The organism is Micromonospora sp. MA102 (assembly GCF_025460765.1).
GTDB lineage: Bacteria > Actinomycetota > Actinomycetes > Mycobacteriales > Micromonosporaceae > Micromonospora > Micromonospora halotolerans.
On the sequence record NZ_JAMWEG010000005.1, the window covers coordinates 103,639 to 124,612 of the forward strand.

At 72.8% G+C, this 20,974-nt stretch carries 14 protein-coding genes; 2 read left to right on the forward strand and 12 right to left on the reverse strand.

What is annotated here, in order from left to right; translation table 11 throughout:
- Positions 1–66: 66 nt before the first annotated feature.
- From NFX44_RS12375 to glgA, 4 genes are all read right to left on the reverse strand, one after another.
- Positions 67–1,602 (reverse strand): hypothetical protein, encoded by a 1,536-nt coding sequence (locus NFX44_RS12375; protein WP_262283661.1) that lies wholly within the window; start codon positions 1,600–1,602, stop codon positions 67–69.
- A 476-nt stretch (positions 1,603–2,078) separates the two neighbouring features.
- On the reverse strand, positions 2,079–4,181 hold the full coding sequence (gene glgB / locus NFX44_RS12380; protein ID WP_262283662.1) for a 1,4-alpha-glucan branching protein GlgB: 2,103 nt from the start codon (positions 4,179–4,181) through the stop codon (positions 2,079–2,081).
- Entirely contained in the window at positions 4,169–6,271 is a 2,103-nt protein-coding gene (locus tag NFX44_RS12385) for an alpha-1,4-glucan--maltose-1-phosphate maltosyltransferase (protein WP_262283663.1), read from the reverse strand. The genes glgB and NFX44_RS12385 overlap by 13 nt, the downstream gene beginning before the upstream one ends.
- A gap of 38 nt (positions 6,272–6,309) precedes the next feature.
- Positions 6,310–7,518, reverse strand: a complete 1,209-nt coding sequence (gene glgA / locus NFX44_RS12390; RefSeq protein WP_262283664.1) for a glycogen synthase — start codon at positions 7,516–7,518, stop codon at positions 6,310–6,312.
- Between the two features lie 95 nt (positions 7,519–7,613).
- Between glgA and glgC the strand changes: the two genes are divergently transcribed.
- Together glgC and pgm are read left to right on the forward strand one after the other, a co-directional pair.
- A complete protein-coding gene (glgC, locus tag NFX44_RS12395; protein ID WP_262283665.1) occupies positions 7,614–8,846 on the forward strand; it encodes a glucose-1-phosphate adenylyltransferase in 1,233 nt (410 codons plus the stop codon).
- A 31-nt stretch (positions 8,847–8,877) separates the two neighbouring features.
- Positions 8,878–10,521, forward strand: a complete 1,644-nt coding sequence (gene pgm / locus NFX44_RS12400) for a phosphoglucomutase (alpha-D-glucose-1,6-bisphosphate-dependent) (RefSeq protein ID WP_262283666.1) — start codon at positions 8,878–8,880, stop codon at positions 10,519–10,521.
- Between the two features lie 9 nt (positions 10,522–10,530).
- Here the strand turns inward: pgm and NFX44_RS12405 are convergent, their stop codons facing one another.
- The 8 genes from NFX44_RS12405 to NFX44_RS12440 all read right to left on the reverse strand — a co-directional run bounded on the left by NFX44_RS12405 (position 10,531) and on the right by NFX44_RS12440 (position 20,958).
- Positions 10,531–11,454, reverse strand: coding sequence for an NAD(+)/NADH kinase (locus tag NFX44_RS12405; protein WP_262283667.1), 924 nt, complete (start codon positions 11,452–11,454; stop codon positions 10,531–10,533).
- Between the two features lie 9 nt (positions 11,455–11,463).
- Positions 11,464–12,702 carry a glycosyltransferase family 4 protein gene (locus NFX44_RS12410; RefSeq protein ID WP_262283668.1) on the reverse strand — a complete coding sequence of 413 codons (1,239 nt, stop codon included), beginning with the start codon at positions 12,700–12,702 and terminating at the stop codon, positions 11,464–11,466.
- On the reverse strand, positions 12,695–13,609 hold the full coding sequence (locus tag NFX44_RS12415; RefSeq protein WP_262283669.1) for a D-glucuronyl C5-epimerase family protein: 915 nt from the start codon (positions 13,607–13,609) through the stop codon (positions 12,695–12,697). The genes NFX44_RS12410 and NFX44_RS12415 overlap by 8 nt, the downstream gene beginning before the upstream one ends.
- The gene (locus tag NFX44_RS12420; protein WP_262283670.1) at positions 13,606–14,802 is read right to left on the reverse strand and encodes a glycosyltransferase family 4 protein; all 1,197 of its coding nucleotides are present in this window, start codon (positions 14,800–14,802) and stop codon (positions 13,606–13,608) included. Before NFX44_RS12420 ends, NFX44_RS12415 begins: the two co-directional genes overlap by 4 nt.
- Positions 14,799–17,555 carry an O-antigen ligase family protein gene (locus NFX44_RS12425; RefSeq protein ID WP_262283671.1) on the reverse strand — a complete coding sequence of 919 codons (2,757 nt, stop codon included), beginning with the start codon at positions 17,553–17,555 and terminating at the stop codon, positions 14,799–14,801. The genes NFX44_RS12420 and NFX44_RS12425 overlap by 4 nt, the downstream gene beginning before the upstream one ends.
- Positions 17,552–18,199, reverse strand: a complete 648-nt coding sequence (locus tag NFX44_RS12430) for a NeuD/PglB/VioB family sugar acetyltransferase (protein ID WP_262283672.1) — start codon at positions 18,197–18,199, stop codon at positions 17,552–17,554. Before NFX44_RS12430 ends, NFX44_RS12425 begins: the two co-directional genes overlap by 4 nt.
- Before the next feature lie 144 nt (positions 18,200–18,343).
- Positions 18,344–19,033, reverse strand: a complete 690-nt coding sequence (locus tag NFX44_RS12435; protein ID WP_315974588.1) for a sugar transferase — start codon at positions 19,031–19,033, stop codon at positions 18,344–18,346.
- 62 nt (positions 19,034–19,095) lie between these two features.
- The gene (locus tag NFX44_RS12440; protein ID WP_262283673.1) at positions 19,096–20,958 is read right to left on the reverse strand and encodes a polysaccharide biosynthesis protein; all 1,863 of its coding nucleotides are present in this window, start codon (positions 20,956–20,958) and stop codon (positions 19,096–19,098) included.
- Positions 20,959–20,974: the final 16 nt, after the last annotated feature.

Consider the following 20,974-nt stretch of genomic DNA (forward strand, 5'->3'; position numbering starts at 1 on the left):
GCCGTTACTGCCGGTGGATCGTGGGTCACGTCCGTTCCCGGGTCCGTGACCTGCAGGTGCCGGTGGTCAGTTGGTGTTCGGGCCGGCCTCGTTCATGTCGGCGTCGCCCGTGCCGGCGGCGGCGCCGGTGTCCTTCATGCCAGCGCCGGTGTCGGCTGAGTCGGCGGGGTCGCTGCCCTTGCCGTCGGCCTCGCCCTCCTGCTGGTTGGCGCCGGTCGCGTCGTCCTGCTTCCCGGCGTCGGCGTTGCCCGCGCCCTGGCCCGCGTCGCCCGGGGCGCAGCCCGGCACGCTCGGGTCGGCCACCATGTAGATCTCGCTCTGACCGGCCTGGTCCATGCCCTGGCCGGCCTGGTCGTCCATGCCCTGGCCCGCTCGGCCCTTCATGCCCTGGCCGGCCTGGCCGCTCTTACCCTGGCCGGCCTCCTGGCCCTGGCCGGCGCCCTGGCCCTGGCCCGCGCCCTGGCCCTGGCCCGCGCCCTGGCCCTGGCCGCCCTGGTCGCGTGCGGCCTGGCGGGCGGCACGGATCTGCTTGACTATCGCCCGGAGCTGCTGGATGCGTGCCCTGATCTGCTGAAGCCGATCCGCGACCCGCTTCCCGGCCTGCTGTCCGTCTGCGGCCTGGTCACCGTCTGCGGCCTGCTCACCGTCTGCGGCTTGCTCACCGTCTGCGGCCTGACCGGCGTCCTGTTGCCCGTCCGCCGCCTGATCGTTCTGCTGCTCGGCCGCGCCCTGCTGGTCCGCTGCCGCGCCGCCGTCGCCGTTCTGCTGGTCCGCGCCCTCCTGGCCGGCGGCACCCTGCTCGCCACCCGCCTGCTGGTCGTCCTGGGCGTCGCCTGCCTGCTGGCCGCCGTCCGCCTGCTGTTGGGCCGCCTGAATGATCGCGGCGATCTGCTGCAGCACACCGCCGATCGCGTTGATGATGTCAGCGGCCCGCTCGGCGCCACCGGCCGCGCCGCCGGCCTCGGCCGCACCGGCCCCGGAGGCCCCAGCCGCACCGGCACCGGAGGCGTCGGCCCCACCGGCACCGGACGGCCCGGCCCCAGCGGCACCGGCCCCGGAAGCTCCGCTCTGATCGGCCCCCGCCCCGGAGGACTCGGTCCCGCCGGCAGCGGCCCCGGGCGCCCCGGTCCCGCCGGCCCCCGCCCTGGATGCCTCGGCTCCGCCGGCCTGTGCCTTCCGGGCGCCCTGCACGATGTCGCGGACCCCGCTGAGGAGGCCGGCGAGCCGTTTCACCCGCGCCTCGGTCAGTCGCGGGTCGACGAGCTGGCCGGAGCGTTCGCCCCGCATCTGCCCGGTGACCGCCCAGGCCCGGTCGAGCTGTGTGCCCATCGCCTGTTCCCACGGCACCTCTGGGCAGGCCGCGCCGGCCACCTCGACGGTGCCGGTGCAGCCGGCCGTGGCCCGGCGCTGCTGGATGAGGTCGGCCACGGCCTGCCGGTTGGCGATCCGGGCGGCCGAGTTGGCGTCCGGGTTGCGGCGCTGGTCGGCGATGAAGGTCAGGTTGTTGCGCAGGGCGGTGTCCAGGCCCTGGCAGTTCTCGGCGGCCTGGCCGGTGCCGGTCGCGACCGCGAACGCCGCCCCGGCCGTCAGTGCCAGCGCCACGCCGCCCGCGATCTTCCGGTTCCGGGACGGGCCCGCCGTCGTCCGTCGCCTGGTTGTGCCTCTGCTCCACGCCATTGAAGCTCCTCCGCCTCGTCTGTCACGGGTTCCGGCATCCGTTCAGCGGTACGGAGGGTGATGCACGTCCGTTCAGGTCGATCGCGGCTCCGCGCGACATCTCCACGCAGCGTAGGGATTGCGGCCATTGGCGCTACTCTCCGCTCACGTCGTGCGTGGTTCTCCGAGATCTTGGCGCGTTACCGTCCGCCACGAACGGCAGCTCTCCAAGATCAGGCGCCAGGCAGCGAACGACGAACGGCATGCAGCGACCACCGACTAGCAAGCAGCGATCAGCGACTAGCGACCAGCGACCGGCGAGCAGCGACCAGCGACCGGCGAGCAGCGACCAGCGACCAGCGAGCGGCAAGCGACAAGCAGTGAGCGGCGAGCAGCGCGAAGGCGGCAGCGGTGGCCAGGTCTCAGGCCGGGCGGAGCCAGAGCACCCCGAGCGGTGGCACGCGCAGCGCCGCCGAGGCCGGCATCCCGTGCCACGGCACGCTCTCCGCCTGCACCGTCCCGAGGTTGCCCACCCCCGACCCGCCGTAGTGCTGGGCGTCGGTGTTGAGCACCTCGGTCCAGGTGCCGCCGGCCGGCAGGCCGACCCGGTAGCCCTCCAGCGGGGTCGCGGAGAAGTTGGCCACGCAGACCAGGGTCTGGCCGTCGGGGGCGATCCGGATGAACGAGACGGTGTTGTTGGCGACGTCGTCCCCGGCGATCCAGCGGAAGCCGGCCGGGTCGGTGTCCTGCGCCCAGAGCGCCGGGGTCTCCCGGTAGACCCGGTTCAGGTCGCCGACGAGGCGTTGCACGCCGGCCCGCGCCGGGTCGTGCAGCAGGTACCAGTCGAGGCCGCGCTCCTCGCTCCACTCGCGGTCGTCGGCGAGTTCGCAGCCCATGAAGAGCAACTGCTTGCCGGGATGCGCCCACATGTACGCGAGCAGCGCCCGCACGTTGGCCAGCCGCTGCCACGTGTCGCCGGGCATCTTGCCGACCAGCGAACCCTTGCCGTGCACCACCTCGTCGTGGCTGATCGGCAGCACGTAGTTCTCGCTCCAGGCGTACGCCAGGGAGAAGGTGAGCTGGTGGTGGTGGTGCTGCCGGTAGATGGGGTCCTTGGAGGTGTAGAGCAGCGTGTCGTGCATCCAGCCCATGTTCCACTTGAAGCCGAAGCCCAGCCCGCCCTCGGCGGTGGGGCGGGTGACGCCCGGCCACGCGGTGGACTCCTCGGCGATCATCACCACCCCGGCGTGCTGCTTGTAGACGGTGGCGTTGACCTCCTGGAGGAACGCGATGGCCTCCAGGTTCTCCCGGCCGCCGTGCACGTTGGGCGCCCACTGGCCCTCCTGGCGGCTGTAGTCCAGGTAGAGCATCGAGGCGACCGCGTCGACCCGGAGCCCGTCGACGTGGAACTCGTCGAGCCAGTAGAGGGCGTTGGCGACCAGGAAGTTGCGCACCTCGCGGCGGCCGAAGTCGAAGACGTACGTGCCCCAGTCGGGGTGCTCGCCGCGGCGCGGGTCGGGGTGCTCGTAGAGCGGGGTGCCGTCGAAGCGGGCCAGGGCCCACTCGTCCTTGGGGAAGTGCGCCGGCACCCAGTCGAGGATGACCCCGATGCCGGCCCGGTGCAGCCGGTCGACGAGGTGGCGGAACTCGTCGGGGTCGCCGAACCGGGCCGTGGGGGCGTAGTAGCCGGTGACCTGGTAGCCCCAGGAGCCGCCGAACGGGTGCTCCATGACGGGCAGGAACTCGACGTGGGTGAAGCCCAGCTCGGTGACGTACGCGGTGAGCTGCTCGGCCAGCTCCCGGTAGCCGAGGCCGGGGCGCCAGGAGCCGAGGTGCACCTCGTACACGCTCATGGGTTCCTGGTGCGGCGCCCGCCGGGCCCGGCGGGTGAGCCAGTCGGCGTCGCCCCAGGCGTACCGGGAGTGGTGCACCACGGAGGCGGTGGCCGGCGGCACTTCGGTGCGGGCCGCGAGGGGGTCGGCCTTGTCCCGCCAGTGCCCGTCGGCGCCGAGGATCCGGTACTTGTATCGGCTGCCGACGGTGGCGCCGGGCACGAAGATCTCCCACACCCCGCTGGACCCGAGCGAGCGCATCGGCCAGCCGTCGTCCGGCCCCCAGCCGGTGAAGTCGCCGACCACGCGGACGCCGCGGGCGTTGGGCGCCCAGACGGTGAACGCCACGCCCTCGTCGAAGACCCGGGCGCCGAGCGCCTCCCAGAGCCGCTCATGCCGGCCCTCCCCGATGAGGTGCAGGTCCAGGTCGCCGAGGGTGGGCGGGTAGCGGTACGGGTCGTCGTGCGGCGCGCCGTCCACCTCGATCCGGTAGTCGAGCACCTCGCCGGGCAGCACGGCCTCGAAGACGCCCGCGTCGTGCATCCGTTTCATGGGGTGCCGCTCGTCGCCGGCGAGCACGGCCACGTCGGTCGCGCCCCGGCGCAGGGTCCGGATGGTGGTGCGCCCGCCGGCGGGGTGCGCGCCGAGCGTGGCGTGCGGGTCGTGCGCCTGGCCGGCGATCAGCTGCTCCATCGTGCGTCGTCCTTCGCGGCCGGTGCGGTCGGGGCGGTGCCGCCGGAGAGGTCGGCGGGTACGTCTTCGACGGTCAGGTCGGTCGTCGCGGGGGCCGGCGGCGCGGCGTCGGGCTCGGCCGGTGCGGCGGGCCGCCGCACCGTGAACACGTGCGCGGGCTGCAGGTACGGGTCGAGCCGCACCGCGTTGCGCTGCCCCCAGTCGTAGTCGGCGCCGGTCAGCTCGTCGTGCACGGTGAACCGTTCGTGCCAGTCGAAGCCGAGCGCCGGCATGTCGAGGGTGGTGTTGCCCCACTGCACGGCGCGGGAGTCGAACGAGCAGACCACGATCACCGTGTTGCCGGTGTCCGGGTCGTGCTTGGACCAGCAGAGCAGCGCCGGGTTGTCGATGTCGTGGAAGCGCAGGTTGCGCAGCCGGTGCAGGGCGGGGTTGTCGCGGCGGACCCGGTTGAGGGTGGCGATGAACGGGGCGAGCGAGCGGCCCTGCTCCTGCGCGCCGGCCCAGTCGCGGGGGCGCAGCTCGTACTTCTCGTTGTCCAGGTACTCCTCGGCGCCGGGGCGAGCGACGTGCTCGAACAGCTCGTAGCCGGCGTACATGCCCCAGGAGGGGGAGAGCAGCGCGGCCAGCACCGCCCGGATCTTGAACATCGGCGGGCCGCCGTGCTGCAGCGATTCGTGCAGGATGTCCGGGGTGTTGGGCCAGAAGTTCGGTCGCATGTAGTCGGCCGCCGCGACCAGCTCCGCGCAGTACTCCCGCATCTCGGCCGCGGACGTGCGCCAGGTGAAGTAGGTGTACGACTGGGTGAAGCCGATCTTCCCGAGCCCGTGCATGATCGCCGGGCGGGTGAACGCCTCGGCCAGGAACAGCACGTCCGGGTCGACCTTCTTGACCTCCCAGATCAGCCAGTGCCAGAAGTCGAACGGCTTGGTGTGCGGGTTGTCCACCCGGAAGATCCGGATGCCCTCGCCGACCCAGTGCAGCACCACCCGCAGGATCTCCGCCCGGATGCCCTCCGGGTCGTTGTCGAAGTTCAGCGGGTAGATGTCCTGGTACTTCTTCGGCGGGTTCTCCGCGTACGCGATGCTGCCGTCGGCCCGGGTGGTGAACCACTCCGGGTGCTCGGTCACCCACGGGTGGTCCGGGGCGCACTGCAACGCCAGGTCCATGGCCACCTCGAGGCCCTGCTCGGCGGCCGCCGCGATGAAGTCGCGGAAGTCCTCCGGCGTACCCAGGTCGGGGTGGATGGCGTCGTGGCCGCCCTCGGCGGCGCCGATCGCCCACGGCGAGCCGACGTCGTCGGGCCCGGCGGTGAGCGCGTTGTTGGGGCCCTTGCGGTTGACCCGGCCGATCGGGTGGATCGGCGGCAGGTAGAGCACGTCGAAACCCATGGCCGCGACGCCCGGCAGGCGGTCCAGGGCGGTGACGAAGGTGCCGGACCGGGCGGGCGCGTCGACGGTGGCGGGGATCGCGCCCTCGGAGCGGGGGAAGAACTCGTACCAGGCGGAGAAGAGCGCCCGCGGCCGGTCCACCCAGAGGGTGTGCTCGTCGCCGGTGGTGACCAGCTCGCGGACCGGGTGGTCCCAGAGCAGCGGGGCCAGGTCGAGCGCCGGGCCGACCCGGCGGGGCAGCTCGGCGTCCTCGTCGCGCAGCGCGGTCACCGCCGCCCGGACCCGCTCCCGGTCGCCGGCCGGCACGAGGTCGAGGGCGGCTTCCAGCACCCGGGCGCCCTCGGCCAGGTCGTTGGCGAGCTCGGCCGGGCCCTGGCCGGCGGCAACCTTCTTGGTGACGGCGTTCTGCCAGGTCAGGTACGGGTCCTGGAACGCCTCGACGGTGAACCGCCAGAGGCCGACCGCGTCGGGGCGGATGGTGGCGTGCCAGCGGTCCTGGCCGGGCTCACCGGGGCGCATCCGGGTGAACGGGCGGGCGGCGCCGTCCGGGCCGAGCCAGACCACGTCGCACCCGAGCGCGTCGTGGCCCTCGCGGTAGGCGCGGGCCGACACGGGCACGATCTCGTCGACCACCGCCTTGGCCGGGTAGCGACCGCAGGCGACGACAGGGGAGACGTCTTCGATCGGGAACCGTCCAGTCACCGGTTCAACCTACTGCCCGAGATCGCTTCGCGCTCAAGTCAGCCGGCGGCGCCCACCGACCGGTACACCTCCAGCGTCCGCTGGGCGATCGTGTCCCAGGAGAAGTGGTCGACGGCCCGGCGGCGGCCGGCCAGACCGAACTCCGCGGCGCGCTTCTCGTCGGCCAGCAGGCCGTTGATGGTCGCCGCCAGGTCGGCCACGAACCGCTCCGGGTCCAGCGGCCGGCCGCTGCCGTCGCCGGCCTGCTCGATGGGGACGAGCAGCCCGGTCTCGCCGTCGGCGACCACCTCGGGGATGCCGCCGGTGGCGGTGGCCACCACGGCCGTCTCGCAGGCCATGGCCTCCAGGTTGACGATGCCCATCGGCTCGTAGACGGACGGGCAGACGAAGATCGTGGCGTGGGTGAGCACCTGGATCACCTCGTGCTTGGGCAGCATCTCGGCGATCCAGACCACGCCCGAGCGGCCGGCCCGCAGCTCGGCGACCAGGCCCTCCACCTCGGCGGCGATCTCCGGTGTGTCGGGGGCGCCGGCCAGCAGCACGAGCTGGGTGTCGGCGGGCAGCTCCCGGGCCGCCCGCAGCAGGTACGGCAGGCCCTTCTGCCGGGTGATCCGGCCCACGTAGACCACGCTGGGCCGGGTCGGGTCGATGCCCAGCCGCTCCACCACGTCGGTGCCCGGGTCCGGGGTGTACTGCGCCGTGTCGATGCCGTTGTGGACGACGCGCACCTTGTCGGGGTTGACCTCCGGGTACGCGGTCAGCACGTCCCGCCGCATGCCGTCGCTCACCGCGACGATCGCATCGGCCGCCTCGAACGCGACCCGCTCGCACCACGACGAGAGCGCGTAACCGCCGCCGAGCTGCTCGGCCTTCCACGGGCGCAGCGGCTCCAGGCTGTGCGCGGTCACCACGTGCGGCACGCCGTGCAGCAGCTTCGCGGTGTGCCCGGCCAGGTTGGCGTACCAGGTGTGGCTGTGCACCACGTCGGCGCCCGCGGTGCCGGCGGCCATCTCCAGGTCGACGCCCATGGTGCGCAGCGCGGCGTTCGCGCCGGCCAGCGCCGCGGGCTCGGCGTACGCGGTGACGCCCGGCTCGTCTCGGGGCGCGCCGAAGCAGTGCACCCGCACGTCGGCGAGGCGGCGCAGCTCGCGCGCGAGGTACTCGACGTGCACCCCGGCGCCGCCGTAGACCTCCGGCGGGTACTCCCGGGTGAGCAGGTCGACGCGCAGCCGTGCGGAATCGCTCATGACCGGCACCCTAGCGCGCTTTCCAGCCCGGCACCGGGTGCGGAAACGTGCCCGTACGAGTGGTGAAGTCGGTGCGGTATGGATAGCGTCTGAGCATGGCTGCCAAGGTGCTCGCGATCGTCCTTGCCGGCGGGGAGGGCAAGCGCCTCATGCCCCTCACCACCGACCGGGCGAAGCCCGCCGTCCCCTTCGGCGGGATGTACCGCATGGTCGACTTCGTCCTCTCCAACCTGGCGAACGCCGGCTATCTCAAGATCGTCGTGCTGACCCAGTACAAGTCCCACTCGCTGGACCGCCACATCACCCAGACCTGGCGGATGTCGACGATGCTCGGCAACTACGTCACCCCGGTGCCGGCGCAGCAGCGCCGCGGCCCGTGGTGGTTCGCCGGTTCGGCCGACGCGATCTACCAGAGCTTCAACCTCATCAACGACGAGCAGCCCGACCACGTGATCGTCTTCGGCGCCGACCACATCTACCGGATGGACCCGCGGCAGATGGTCGAGGACCACATCGCCTCCGGCGCGGCGGTCACCGTGGCCGGCATCCGGCAGCCCCTGTCGATGGCCGACCAGTTCGGCGTCATCGAGGTCGGCGAGGACGGCCGGCGGATCCGCGCGTTCCGCGAGAAGCCCACCGACGCGGTGGGTCTGCCCGACGCGCCCGACCAGATCTACGCCTCGATGGGCAACTACGTCTTCAGCACCAAGGCACTCTGCGAGGCGGTCGAGCGCGACGCCGAGGACAAGACCAGCAAGCACGACATGGGCGGCAGCATCATCCCCATGCTGGTCGAGCGCGGCGAGGCCAACGTCTACGACTTCAAGGACAACGAGGTGCCGGGCAGCACCGACCGGGACCGCGGCTACTGGCGGGACGTCGGGACGCTCGACTCCTTCTACGACGCCCACATGGACCTCATCAACGTCCACCCGGTGTTCAACCTCTACAACTTCGACTGGCCGATCTACAGCAACCAGCCGCCGTACCCGCCGGCCAAGTTCGTGCACGCCTGGGGCGAACGGGTCGGCCGCGCGGTCAGCTCCATGGTGTCGCCCGGCTCGGTGATCTCCGGCTCGCTGGTGGAGAACTCGATCGTCTCGCCGAAGGTGAAGGTGCACTCCTGGGCGCACGTCGACGGCGCGGTGCTCATGGAGGGTGTCGAGATCGGCCGGCACGCGGTGGTCCGGCGCGCGATCCTGGACAAGAACGTCTACGTTCCGGAGGGCGCCGAGATCGGCGTCGACCTGGAGAAGGACCGCCAGCGGTACACCGTCTCCGACAACGGCATCGTCGTCATCGGCAAGGGCCAGCGCGTCGAAGCCTGATCCACCCGCACCGTCCCAGGAGGTTCCCACCGTGGCCCACCCACGTGCCGGCCAGCCCGCCGAGCCCGCCGACCTCGTCGACGTGCCCCGCCTGGTCACCGCCTACTACGCCGGGCACCCCGATCCGAGCGACCCGGCGCAGCAGGTCTCCTTCGGCACGTCCGGGCACCGCGGGTCGAGCCTGCGCAACGCCTTCAACGAGGACCACATCCTCGCCGTCACCCAGGCGCTCTGCGACTACCGGCGGGAGCAGGGCCTCGACGGCCCGCTGTTCCTGGCCCGGGACACCCACGCGCTCTCCGCCCCGGCCGAGGCCAGCGCGCTGGAGGTGCTCGCCGCCAACGACGTCACCGTGCTGGTGGACAGCCGCGACGGCTACACCCCCACCCCGGCGCTGTCGCACGCCGTCCTCACCCACAACCGGGGCCGCACCGCCGGGCTCGCCGACGGCATCGTGATCACGCCCTCGCACAACCCGCCGGACGACGGCGGCTTCAAGTACAACCCCACCCACGGCGGGCCCGCCGACAGCGACGTCACGAAGTGGATCCAGGACCGCGCGAACAGCATCCTCGCCGCCGGGCTCAAGGAGGTGAAGCGCATCCCGTACGCGCGGGCACGCGCCGCCGACACCACCGGGGGGTACGACTTCCTCGCCCGCTACGTCGACGACCTGCCGGCCGCCCTGGACATCGCCGCGATCCGGGACGCCGGGGTCCGCATCGGCGCCGACCCGATGGGCGGGGCGAGCGTGGCGTACTGGGGGGAGATCGCCGAACGGCACCGCCTCGACCTCACGGTGATCAACCCGACGGTCGACCCGACCTGGCGGTTCATGACCCTCGACGGCGACGGCAAGATCCGGATGGACTGCTCGTCGCCGAACGCCATGGCCTCGCTGATCGCGGCCCGCGACCGGTTCCAGATCTCCACGGGCAACGACGCCGACGCCGACCGGCACGGCATCGTCACGCCCGACGGCGGCCTCATGAACCCCAACCACTACCTGGCCGTGGCCATCGGCCACCTGTTCCGTACCCGGGAGCAGTGGGGGCCGGCGGCGGCCGTCGGCAAGACCCTGGTCTCCTCCTCGATGATCGACCGGGTGGCCGCCGACCTGGGCCGCCCCCTGCTGGAGGTGCCGGTCGGCTTCAAGTGGTTCGTGCCCGGCCTGCTCGACGGGGCGGTCGGCTTCGGCGGCGAGGAGAGCGCCGGCGCCTCCTTCCTGCGCCGCGACGGCGGCGTCTGGACCACCGACAAGGACGGCATCCTGCTCTGCCTGCTCGCCTCGGAGATCGTCGCCACCACCGGGAGGACGCCGAGCGAGCACTGGGCCGAACTGGCCGAGCGCTTCGGCGCGCCCGCGTACGCCCGGATCGACGCCCCCGCCAGCCGGGAGGAGAAGGCGGTGCTGGCCAAGCTGTCGCCCGAGCAGGTGACCGCGACCGAACTGGCCGGGGAGCCGATCACCGCCACCCTGACCACCGCGCCGGGCAACGGGGCGCCGATCGGCGGGCTCAAGGTGACCACCGCCTCGGGCTGGTTCGCCGCCCGGCCGTCCGGTACCGAGGACGTCTACAAGATCTACGCCGAGTCGTTCCAGGGCTCTGAGCACCTCACCCGGATCCAGGAGGAGGCGCGGGCGCTGGTCTCCGAGGTGCTCCAACAGGCCTGACCGGACCGGTCAGCAGGGCGGTTCCAGCTCCCGCTGGTCGCGCTCGCGCCGCAGCTCCTCGGGGAGGAGCTCGCGGAGCTGGTCGGGCAGGAACGGCAGGTCGAGCAGGCTCAGCTTCAACTGGTTGCGCTCCTGGTAGCGCTTCGGGTCGAAGCGGACCACCAGGCCGGCGTTCCGCCGGTAGCGGATCTCCACCGCCCCCTCGGTCGCCGCCTCCTTGATCACCAGCCCGTCCATCTCGACGGCGACCGCCGCCGAGTGCGGCTGGAGGTCCAGCCGGATGCCCTCCTCCGGGGCGAGCACCACCGCCCGGGAGATGCCCGCCATCGGCGCCGACGGGGTCACCACCACGGCGTCCGCCGCCGGCGAGATCAGCGGACCACCCGCCGCGTAGCTGTACGCGGTCGAGCCGGTCGGCGTGCTGACCACCAGCGCGTCGCAGCGGTAGTAGCCGTACCGCTGCCCGTCCACCGCCAGGCTGGCCGTGACGAACCCGGAGCCCGGCTGGCGGACCAGGGCGATGTCGTTGAAGGCCACCACGTCGTCGCCGCACACGTCGCAGGCGAGGCAGGCGTGCGACTCGACGGTGAAGTCCTTCGCCGCGAGCCGGCTCAGCGCGTTCGGCAGGTCCGGCGGCTCCACCTCCACGAGGAAGCCGAGCCGGCCCAGGTGCACGCCGAGCACCGGCTTCGGGTCGCGCACCGCCATGCGCAGCGCGCCCAACATGGTCCCGTCGCCGCCGATGCTGATCAGCGCGTCCGCCCGGACGGCCAGCTCGTCGGCGGGAACCGGCTCGACGCAGGACGGCACCCGGTGCTCGTCCTCGCTCCGGACCAGCAGCGTCTTGCGGTGGCCCGACGCCCACCGCTCGATGATCCCGACCACCTCGGAGACGTCCCGGGTGGGGTGCAACACCAGACCCAGCCCCGCCACCCGTACAGCTCACCACATCCCAGGTCGGTCGGCGTGGTGTACGGGCGGGCAGGCCGGCATGGAGACTGACGCCGGCCTGCCCGATGGCATCTCGGGGATCAGCCGGTACAGCCCCCGCATCACCTCGACCTGGCGCGACCACAGCTCGGAGTTCTCGATGAAGGACCGGTTGCGCTGCTGCTCCTCGGGTGAAAGCGGCCCGGCGGTGCGCAGCCGGTCGGCGAGTCGGTCGGCCAGCGGCTCGCCGAGCAGTTCGGCGACCAGCCCGTCGGCGATCATCTCCCGATACGGCGGTAGATCGGCCAGGAGCAGCCGGCATCCCGCCAGGGCCGCCTCCAGCACGGCCGAGCTGCGCTGGTCCCAGCTCGGCGTCGAGACGGCGACGTCCGAGGCGCGCATCAGCCGGAACACGTCGGCCGGTGGCAGCGTCCGGTCGACCAGGGTGATCCGGCCCGGCAGCGCGGCCACCGCCGCCCTGACCCGGCTCAGGCACTCGGCCCGTGCCGAAGCCGCCGCCGCGTCGGCCGGCTCGTGTCCGGCGAGGACGATCAGGTGCAGGTCCGGCTGGTCGGCTGCGGTGACGGCGTAGGCCCGCAGGATCTCGTCGGTCCGGTAGACCTGACCGGCGCCCCGCATCGAAAGGACCACGCGCGCGTCCGGCGGTACACCCAGGCCCGCCCGCACCGCCGCCGGGTTCACCGAATCCCGCATCCGCAGGAAATCGTCGTCCACACCCCAGGACACCGTGACCGTCCGGCTCGCCGGAACCCCATAAGTGTCGACCACCTCCCGGGTGACGGACCGGGAGGTGGGCACCACCAGGGCGGCTCGCCGCAGCGCGCTCCGGGCCACCTGGGCGCGCCACCGGGACCGCGCGGCGAACCGCAGCTCGCTGCCCCAGGGCGTGACGACCCGAGCGGTGGCCCGGGGGACCGCCAGGGAGAGCAACCCGGCCCGCCCCACCGAGTGGACGTGGACGACGTCCGGAGCGATCCGGCGGATCTCCCGACGCAGCCACCGGGCGGTGCGCAGCATCCGCCAGACCCGCCCGGCCGGGCCACCGAACCGGTCCACCGTGCCGGGGCTGCGGATGTCGACCTCCGGCAACGGATCGGCCGGCAACCACGTGGTGACCACCACCCGGTGACCCCGGGCGGCCAGGGCGCTGGCCCAGCGGCGCACGTGCACGGACTGCCCGGCGCCGAGCAGCACGACCGTACGTGGTTCGCCCGCCCCCCGGTCAGCCACGCTGATGCCTCCAGATCCCGGTGGCCTTGACCAGCCGCGCCCGCAACCGGTGTCGTGGGTTCCGCAGCGTCCGGGCCCAGCGCGTCGACATGTCGGTGAACGCCGGGGTCGCGGTCAGCCGGCCCAACGCCGACAGCAGGGCGACGTGCAGCGCGTGGTAGTTGACCGTCGCCGGCCACGGCCAGCGCAGGTCGTAGCGGGACCAGTACCCGAGGTCGAACTGGGGCAGTTCCTCGGCGAGCCGGGCCTGGGCGGCCAGGTGTGCGGAGCCGCCCAGCCGGTGCTGGTGCTCGATCAGGCCGAAGAGCGCGAATACCGCACCGTTGAGGATGTGGTTCGCCGGCTCGGCCGGGCACTCCTCCAGGAACGGGCGACCGGTCCCGTCGTAGTGGGCGCAGCCGCCCGCGCTCGCGGGCCGTAGCAGCAGCTCGACGGCCCTGTCGGCGGCATCCAGGTAGGAGCGGTCCCCGGTGAGGTCGGCGGCCCGCAGCAGCACCGAGGTCGCCATGCCCTGGGCCATCCCGGAGTACCAGCCGGCCGCAACGCCGTACCGAGGTGCCGGCACCGGGTAGCGCCAACCACCGGAGCGGTCCTGGTGCGCGCGGAGCCAGGCCGCCTGGGTGAGCAGCGGACCATCCGCCCGCGGCTCGGGCCGCCGTGCGGCGACCACCCGGTTGTGCCGGCCGAGCGCGTACAGGCACATCGAGACCGGATTCGGGTACCAGCCGCCGTCCGGGCGTGCCGCCTGCACGACCCCAGCCGGATCCAGCCGTGTGCCGTGCGGCAGGTGGTCCCAGAACAACGGGTACGGTCCGCGTCCGTCGGGCCGGGCATCGGCGGCCACCGGGTAGTCACGGACCTGCAGGTCGCGCAGTCCGTGGGCGACGAGGGTCCGCAGCCCGGTCATCGGCCGGCCCTCGCCCACCCGGCGAGTGCGGACCGGTAGATGTTCTCCACCTGGGCCACGGTCTGGGAGATGTCGAACTGGGCCAGGCAGCGGGTGCGGCCGAGCCGCCCCATCTGCCGCCGCCGATCCGGGTTAGACAGCAGCTCGGCCACCGCGGCGGCCAGGGCGTGCGGGTCGGCTGGTGGCACGAGAAGGCCGGTCTCGCCATGCTGCACCGTGTCCGGCAGCCCGCCGACGTTGCTGGCCACCGCGCCCTTCTCCATCAGCAGCGCCTCCACCATCGCGTAGCACGCGGATTCCTCCAGGGACGGGCTGACCAGCACGTCCAGACCCGCGATGACGTGCTGCTTGTCGGCCCGGTGGCCGGTGAAGTGCACCCTGCCTTCCACGCCCCGCCGCCGGGCCCGTTCCTCGAGCGACCGCCGGTACGCCCCATCGCCCACCAGCTGGTCGCCGATCACGAAGACGTGCACGTCGGGCACCCGGGACAGCAGTTCCGGCACCGCGTCGATGAGCACCTCGTGCCCCTTCACCCCCACCTCGCGGTACGCCCGAATTCGGCTCGGGTACATGTGCGCCACCATCCCGACGGTCGGGGTGTCCGCAGCCAGCCCGAACTCCTTGCGGAACGGCTCCCCGGAGGCGGTCGGGTCGAGTGCGTGCACGTCGCAGCCGTAGTAGCTGACCGCGACCTCCCGCGCCCCGAAGGTCCGGTAGCGCTCGGCGAACGCGCGGCACGAGGTGATCAGCACGTCGGCACGGGAGAGCGTCGTCACGTCGATCCGGCGCAGCCACGGGCTGTGCAGATGGATCATGCCGGTGACTTGGTTGACGTGCAGTGGCCGGCCGGCGAGCAGGCTGGCCACCCGGCAGGCGACATTGGCCTTGAGCAGGTGGGCGTGCACCACGTCGGGCCGGAACTGTCGGATCAGCCGGACGAGCCGCAGCTCGGCTGCGGCGACCCGGGGCAGCTTGTGCGGGTGCCAGCCGGCGAGCGGGACCATCCGCAGCGGTACGCGCGCCTGCCGGAGCCGGGTGGCGAGCGGACCCTCGCCGGGCACCACGGCCAGCACGTCGTGCCCGCGGTCGCGCAGCCCGGTTACCTGGTCGAGGAACCAGTCACCTCCGGTGGGCGTGGTGGTGACCTGGAGGATGCGCAGGGGCCGGTCGTCGGCCGATGCTCGGGTCGTCATGGTGTACTCCGGGTAGCGGTGCTGAGCAGCAGCAGAAACGGGACGAGGACCGCCGGCGCCAGCAGTGGCTCGCCGGTCAGACTGGCGATCCCGACTCCCAGCAGGGCGAGCAGTGCTGCCTCGGCGGTCCACTCGACGCGGGCGCGATAGCGGCGCCAGACCGACCTCACCGTCAGGACGAGGAGGCCACCGACGAGCAGCGTGCCGACGAGGCCGGTCTCCGTCAGGAGCATCAGGTACTGGTTGTGCGGGTGGGCGAGTTGACTCCACTCCAGGCCGGTGTACGCGTGCGCGTCGGTCTGGGTGGGGACGAAGTACTCGGCCAGCCGGGTGTTGAAGTTGAGATACCCGACCCCGAGGACAGGGTGGTCGGCCGCCATCCGCAGCGCCGCCGTCCACAGATCGAGCCGGATCGACGAGGAGAGGTCGAGGGTGTCGCCGGTGGCGGTTCCGGTGATCCGGTCCACGATGGTGGACGGCAGCAACGCACTGGTGACGCCGAGGGCGAGCGTGACGGCTGCTACCAGGCCGGCCCACGCGACGCTGCGGGCCGGCCGGCGCAACGCGAAGCACACCAGCACGGCCAGCGCCCCCAGGTACGCGGACCTGCTGTACGAGTAGCCGGTCGATACGAGCGTCAGCAGGACCGCGGCGAGCGTCAGGGCGCGCAGCGGTGGTCGGCTCGTCCCGGCGAGCCGGGCCAGTAGCACCGCCAGTGCGATTACCAGGAGACAGCCCCAGGCATTGTGGTTGTACGTGGGCGCGTCACCGGCCAGCGGACCGGCCGACGCGAGATCGCCCTCGCGGGCGACCGTCACCAACCGCACCAGTCCGACACCGGCCGTCGCGAACGCGAAGGTGAGCATCACCCGCCCGCCGAGGCCACCCTCGGGAGCCACCAGTGGGAGCACCACCAGCGGCAGGGCCACCACCGCCACCACCGAGAACGCCCGGGGCAGCGTGACGTCGGGATTGATCATGGTGATGCTGATAAGCAGCCAGCTGACCAGGGCTACGAGGAGCGCGGCCGCGGTACGGTTGCGGACCGGAAGCCGCCGCCGCAGCACGGTGCCGAACAGGCAGCAGAGGCCGCACACCAGCATGGCGGGAATGGCCGGCAGCGGGAGCGCGGGCAGTTGGCTCAGCGGACCCAGCAGCGCCAGCCCGTACAGGCCAACGCTGGGCAGGAGTGTCGCGAGGACAGCGACCACGACGGCGCCGACGAGCTGCGCGGTCGAGAGCGGCAGGCCGGGGCCGAGGGACACGGCGACACTAGCCACCGCCCCGCCAATGACGGCCAGCACCAGCGCCAGGAACCATCCGTCCCACGAGCCGTGCGGCGGTGTCGTGCCTCGACGCGGCGTACGCCCTCCGGTGGGTCTGGACTCGCCGAGGGTCGTCCCTGGGGTCGTCGCCGTGACCGCGCGGCGAGCCGGGTTCAGCCGGAGGAAGACCGCCGCGATGACCGTCGCGTAGACGACGAATCCTGCCGAGGCCGCAACACCCGCACCCACCGGGCCGAACCGCGGCACCAGCGCGACCATCAGGCCGCACCCGACGACCGACGCCGCGACGGCGGCGACCAGGGTGCCGGCGGGCCGGTCGGTCGCGGTCAGATAGCTCTGCGCCACCCTCGCCAGGGCGAAGATGACGACGCCGGGCAGAAGCGCCCACAGGACCGGAACGGCAGGGGCGAAACGATCGCCGTACAGGGTGGCTACGAGCAGCGGACCGGCGGCGGCCAGCGCCGCGGCACTGAGCACCGTGACGACCAGCGACCGTCCGGCGAGCCGGGCGACCTGATGCCAGTCGGCGTGCCCGTTGGCCACCGTGGGGACCAGGATCAGGCTCAGCGCGATCGGCACGATCAGCAATGTCTCGGCCAGCGCGAGGGCCACCGAGTAGACGCCGACAGCGCTCGCCCCGATCAGCACCTGCGTCAGTGGCACCTGCACCCGCACCATGCTGAAATGGGCGACGTTTGGGGCGAAGCCCCGGCGCGCCGACGACCAGTACTCCCGGCGGGTCTCCGCGGCGGGACGGGCCAGGTGCCGGCTGCCGACGACCTGCCGCAGCAGCACCACCAGCCCACCGACCTGGCCGAGCAGGTAGGCGCCTAGGACCGTGGCGGGGTTCGCCCGGTCGACCGCCACCAACAACACCAGAGCCGCCAGGTACGCCACGAGCGAGCCGATGACGGTGAGGTTGTACGTGGCGGCCCGTCCCCGGCCGATCTCTGCGGCGCCGAGCAACGCGGCCAGCAGGACCACCGGACAGAGCGCCAGGGTCAACCGGAAGGTCGCGGGGTCGAGTCCGAGCCGCGCCGTGGGGCCGCCCAGGTAGCCGACCAGCCCCCACACGGTGCCGGCCGCCACGCCGAGCGGCAGCGCGTAGCGGACGCTGGTCAGGGCCGCGTACCGGTGCAACTCGGCCGAGCGACCGGCCAGCCGGAGGTTCGCCGTGTCGATGCCGAGCGCGAACATTGTGCTGAACACCGCGGACGAGGCGATGGCGACGGCCAGCAGCCCCCGGTCGTGCGGGCCGAGGGCGCGCGCCGCGACCACGCCCGCGACGAGGCTGACCAGAAGCGTGCCGATGCGGGTGCCGGCGGTGCCGGCGGTGGCGCTGACCAGCGCACGGGTGCGGGATCCGCCGTCGGCTCGCGTGGTCGTGGGAGCGGCGTGAAGGGCGGTGCGGCGGACCCGCCCGGAGGTTCCGCCGAGTGCGCCGGACGCCGTGTATCCGGTGCTCATCGGGCCGGCACCCCCTTCACCACCGTCCCACCCGGCACGTCCCGGACCACGCAGGCGCTGGCCCCGACGGTGGCGCCGGCGCCGACCCGCCGTCCCTGCAGGACGGCGGCGCACGTGCCGACCAGGACCGCCTCGGCCAGGTGGCAGTCGCCGGAGACCGCCGCCGACGGATTCACCGACACGTAGTCGTCCAGCAGCGAGTCGTGGCCGACCGTGGCGTTCTGGTTGAGGTGGACGTGCCGGCCCAGGGTCACGTTCGTGGTGACCCGCGCGCCGGGGAAGACCACGAGCCCTTCGCCGTGCACCAAGTCCCGCCCCAGGGTCGCGTCCGGGTGGACGACGCTGAGCGCGGGCAGGCGATAGTCGCCGACCCGCCGGCCGAGCCGCTGGCGGACCGCCGGGTGACCGACACCGAGCAGCACGTGGGTGCCCGCCGGCGCGGTCCGCAGCCAGTCGATGCGACCGAGGTACGCGGCGTCCAGACGCTGCACCAGCTTGAGGTTGCGTTCGGACGGCGCATCGTCCACGAAGCCGAGCACGCGGACCGGCTCCCGGTCGCCGCCGGCCTGGTTGACGGCCTGGATAATGCTGAACACCTCACGTCCGTGGCCGGAACAGCCCACGATCACGACATCCGTGCTCATGCCTGGACGCCCTCCGATCCGCGAGCCGTCGGTGGCGGCACGGCGCGACCGTCCGCACAGGGCCCAGGGCGGAACAGGAGTTGCGCGAATGTGGTCATCGGCCTTCTTCCGGACGGTATGGCGGGGCCGGCGGGAGCCGGCCGGTCAGCGGGACGCGTCCTCCAGTTGCCGGACCGGCGAGCCCGAACCGTGGAACTCGTGGGCGGTCCGGGTGCCGGCGGCGGCGACGCCCCGACGGGTCAGTACGGTGGCGACGGTGGCGAGCAGGATGCGCAAGTCCAGCCGGAAGGAGCGGTTGTCGACGTACCAGGTGTCGTAGGCAAACTTCTCCTCCCAGCTCACTGCGTTGCGGCCGCTCACCTGGGCCAGCCCGGTGATCCCCGGCCGCACGTCGTGACGCCGGGCCTGTTCCGGTGAGTAACGATCGAGGTACTCGGGGAGGAGCGGTCGCGGACCGACCAGGCTCATGTCGCCCTTGAGCACGTTCCAGAGCGAGGGCAACTCGTCCAGGCTGGTGGAGCGGAGCAGGTTCCCGAACGGGGTGAGCCGCTGCTCGTCGCCGCTCGGCCCCACGACGGAATCGTCGATCCGCATGGTCCGGAACTTGACCATGAGGAACGGCCGTCCGTGCCGCCCCGGGCGGATCTGGCGGAACAGCACGGGCCAGCCGAGCTTCAGGGCGACCAGCGCCGCCACCAACGCCACGAGCGGCGCCAGTACGACCAGCAGCACCGCCGCGACGAGCACGTCGAACAGTCGTTTGCCCCGTTCGTAGCGGGCGCTGGAGCGGTCCACCGGGACACCAGCCAGGACCGCGGTCGAGGGCATCATCATCAGGACCTCCGGATGGTGGTTCGGGGAGGGTGTGGCCGGCGGCCCGGGTCGCCGGCCGGAAGTCAGCGGGTGCCGAACGTCATGCTCTCGAGTTCCGCCGGGAGGCCGGCCGGCTGCCGGCAGAGCCACGCCAGCCGCTCGATCGTCTTGTCGGGGTCGTCGTACGGGTCGAGCGTGGTCGTCTCGACCGGGTCCAGCGGCGGCACCACCACGTGGGAGATCAGCGGGTGCAGCGGCCGGACGTCCGTCTCGTCCCGACCCAACAGGTCCTCGTGCAGCTTCTCGCCGGGGCGCAGCCCGGTGTAGACGATCCGGGCTTCGCCGGGGGACTGCGCGGCGATCTGGCGCGCGAGGTCGTCGATGCGGACGGGCTCGCCCATGTCCAGCACGAGCGCCTCGCCGTCCCGCCCGATCGCGGCGGCCTGCAGGACCAGGTGCACGGCCTCCTGCACGGTCATCAGGTACCGGGTGACCTCCGGGTGGGTCACCGTGATCGGGAGACCGGCCTCGACCTGGGCCCGGAACGCCGTGACCACCGAGCCCCGGCTGCTGAGTACGTTTCCGAAGCGCACGCTGAGGAACGTCCCGGGGTACGACTGTGCCGCGTGCGCGGTCAGCCGCTCGGTGATCCGCTTGGAGTACCCGAGCACGCTGACCGGGTCAGCGGCTTTGTCGGTGGAGATGTTGACGAACTTGGCGACATCCCGGCACGCATCCAGGACGGACAACGTGCCCCAGATGTTGGTCTTGACCGCCTCGCCGGGATGCCGCTGCAGGAGGGGCAGGTGCTTGAGCGCGGCAGCGTGGAAGATGACGTCGGGACGGCGCTCCCGGATGATTCGCCGGATACCCTCGTCGTCGCGCAGGTCGGCGAGGATCAACTCGTTGCCGTCGAGCAGCGCCCGGCCGTTGAGCGACAGTTGCAGGGCGTGCAGGGCGGACTCGTCGCGGTCGAGCATCATCAGCTCACCCGGCTCCGCCCGCATGATCTGTCGGCACAACTCCGAGCCGATCGAGCCGCCGGCCCCGGTGACGAGGATCCGCTGGCCGCGCAGCCCTCCGTCCGTCGCCAGGTCGGCCACCACCTGCCGACGTCCGAGCAGGTCCGCGATGTCCGGGGTGCGCACGTCGGTGACGGTGATGCGGTGGTCGACCAGTTCGCGTACGGGCGGGAGGACCTTGAAGTCGGCGCCGGTGGCGACGGCCAGGGCCCGGACCTCGCGGATCTCCTCGGCGCTGGCGGTCGCCACCGAGAAGATCACCGTGGTGGCGCCGGTGCCGCGCACGGCCGCCGCGATGTCGTTCCGGTCGCCCAGCATCCGCACACCCATCACGTGCAGGCCGCGCTTGGCGGGGTCGTCGTCGAGCAGCCCCACCGGCAGGTAGCGCCCCTGCGGGTCGCTGAGCATCGCCCGGAGCAGGGCGTGCCCAGCTTCGCCGGCCCCGAACAGCAGCACCGGTCTGGCCGTCTGCGGGTCGGGACGCAGGGTGCGGTCGCGGCGGTTCCGGTGTGCCCAGCGGGCGGTCAGCATGCCCACGAGGGCCACGGCGGCACCCAGGATCGGCGCGCTGGCCGGCACCGGGCGGCCGGGCAGGGCCAGGTCCACCACCGTTCCAACCACGGCGACGACGCCTGCGATGTAGGCCAACGACCGGGCGTCCTCCAGGCTGCCGACCGGGTGGCGGCCCCACCGCAGCCGCCGGTACCACCCGAACACCTGGTGCAGCAGGGCCAGGAGAAGTCCGAATCCGGCCGCTCCGAGGATCTGCGCCGCGGTCAGGTCGAACTCGTAGCGGGCCCAGGTGGCGACCGTGACGCCGACCAGCCACGCCGGGGCGTCGGCCGGGGCGAAGCCGGTGGCTCCGTCCGGCCATCTGCCGGCGGTGGTCTTGGTCGAGGCGGAATTACCGGCGCTGAGCGGCATGGAGGCTCCTTGCTGG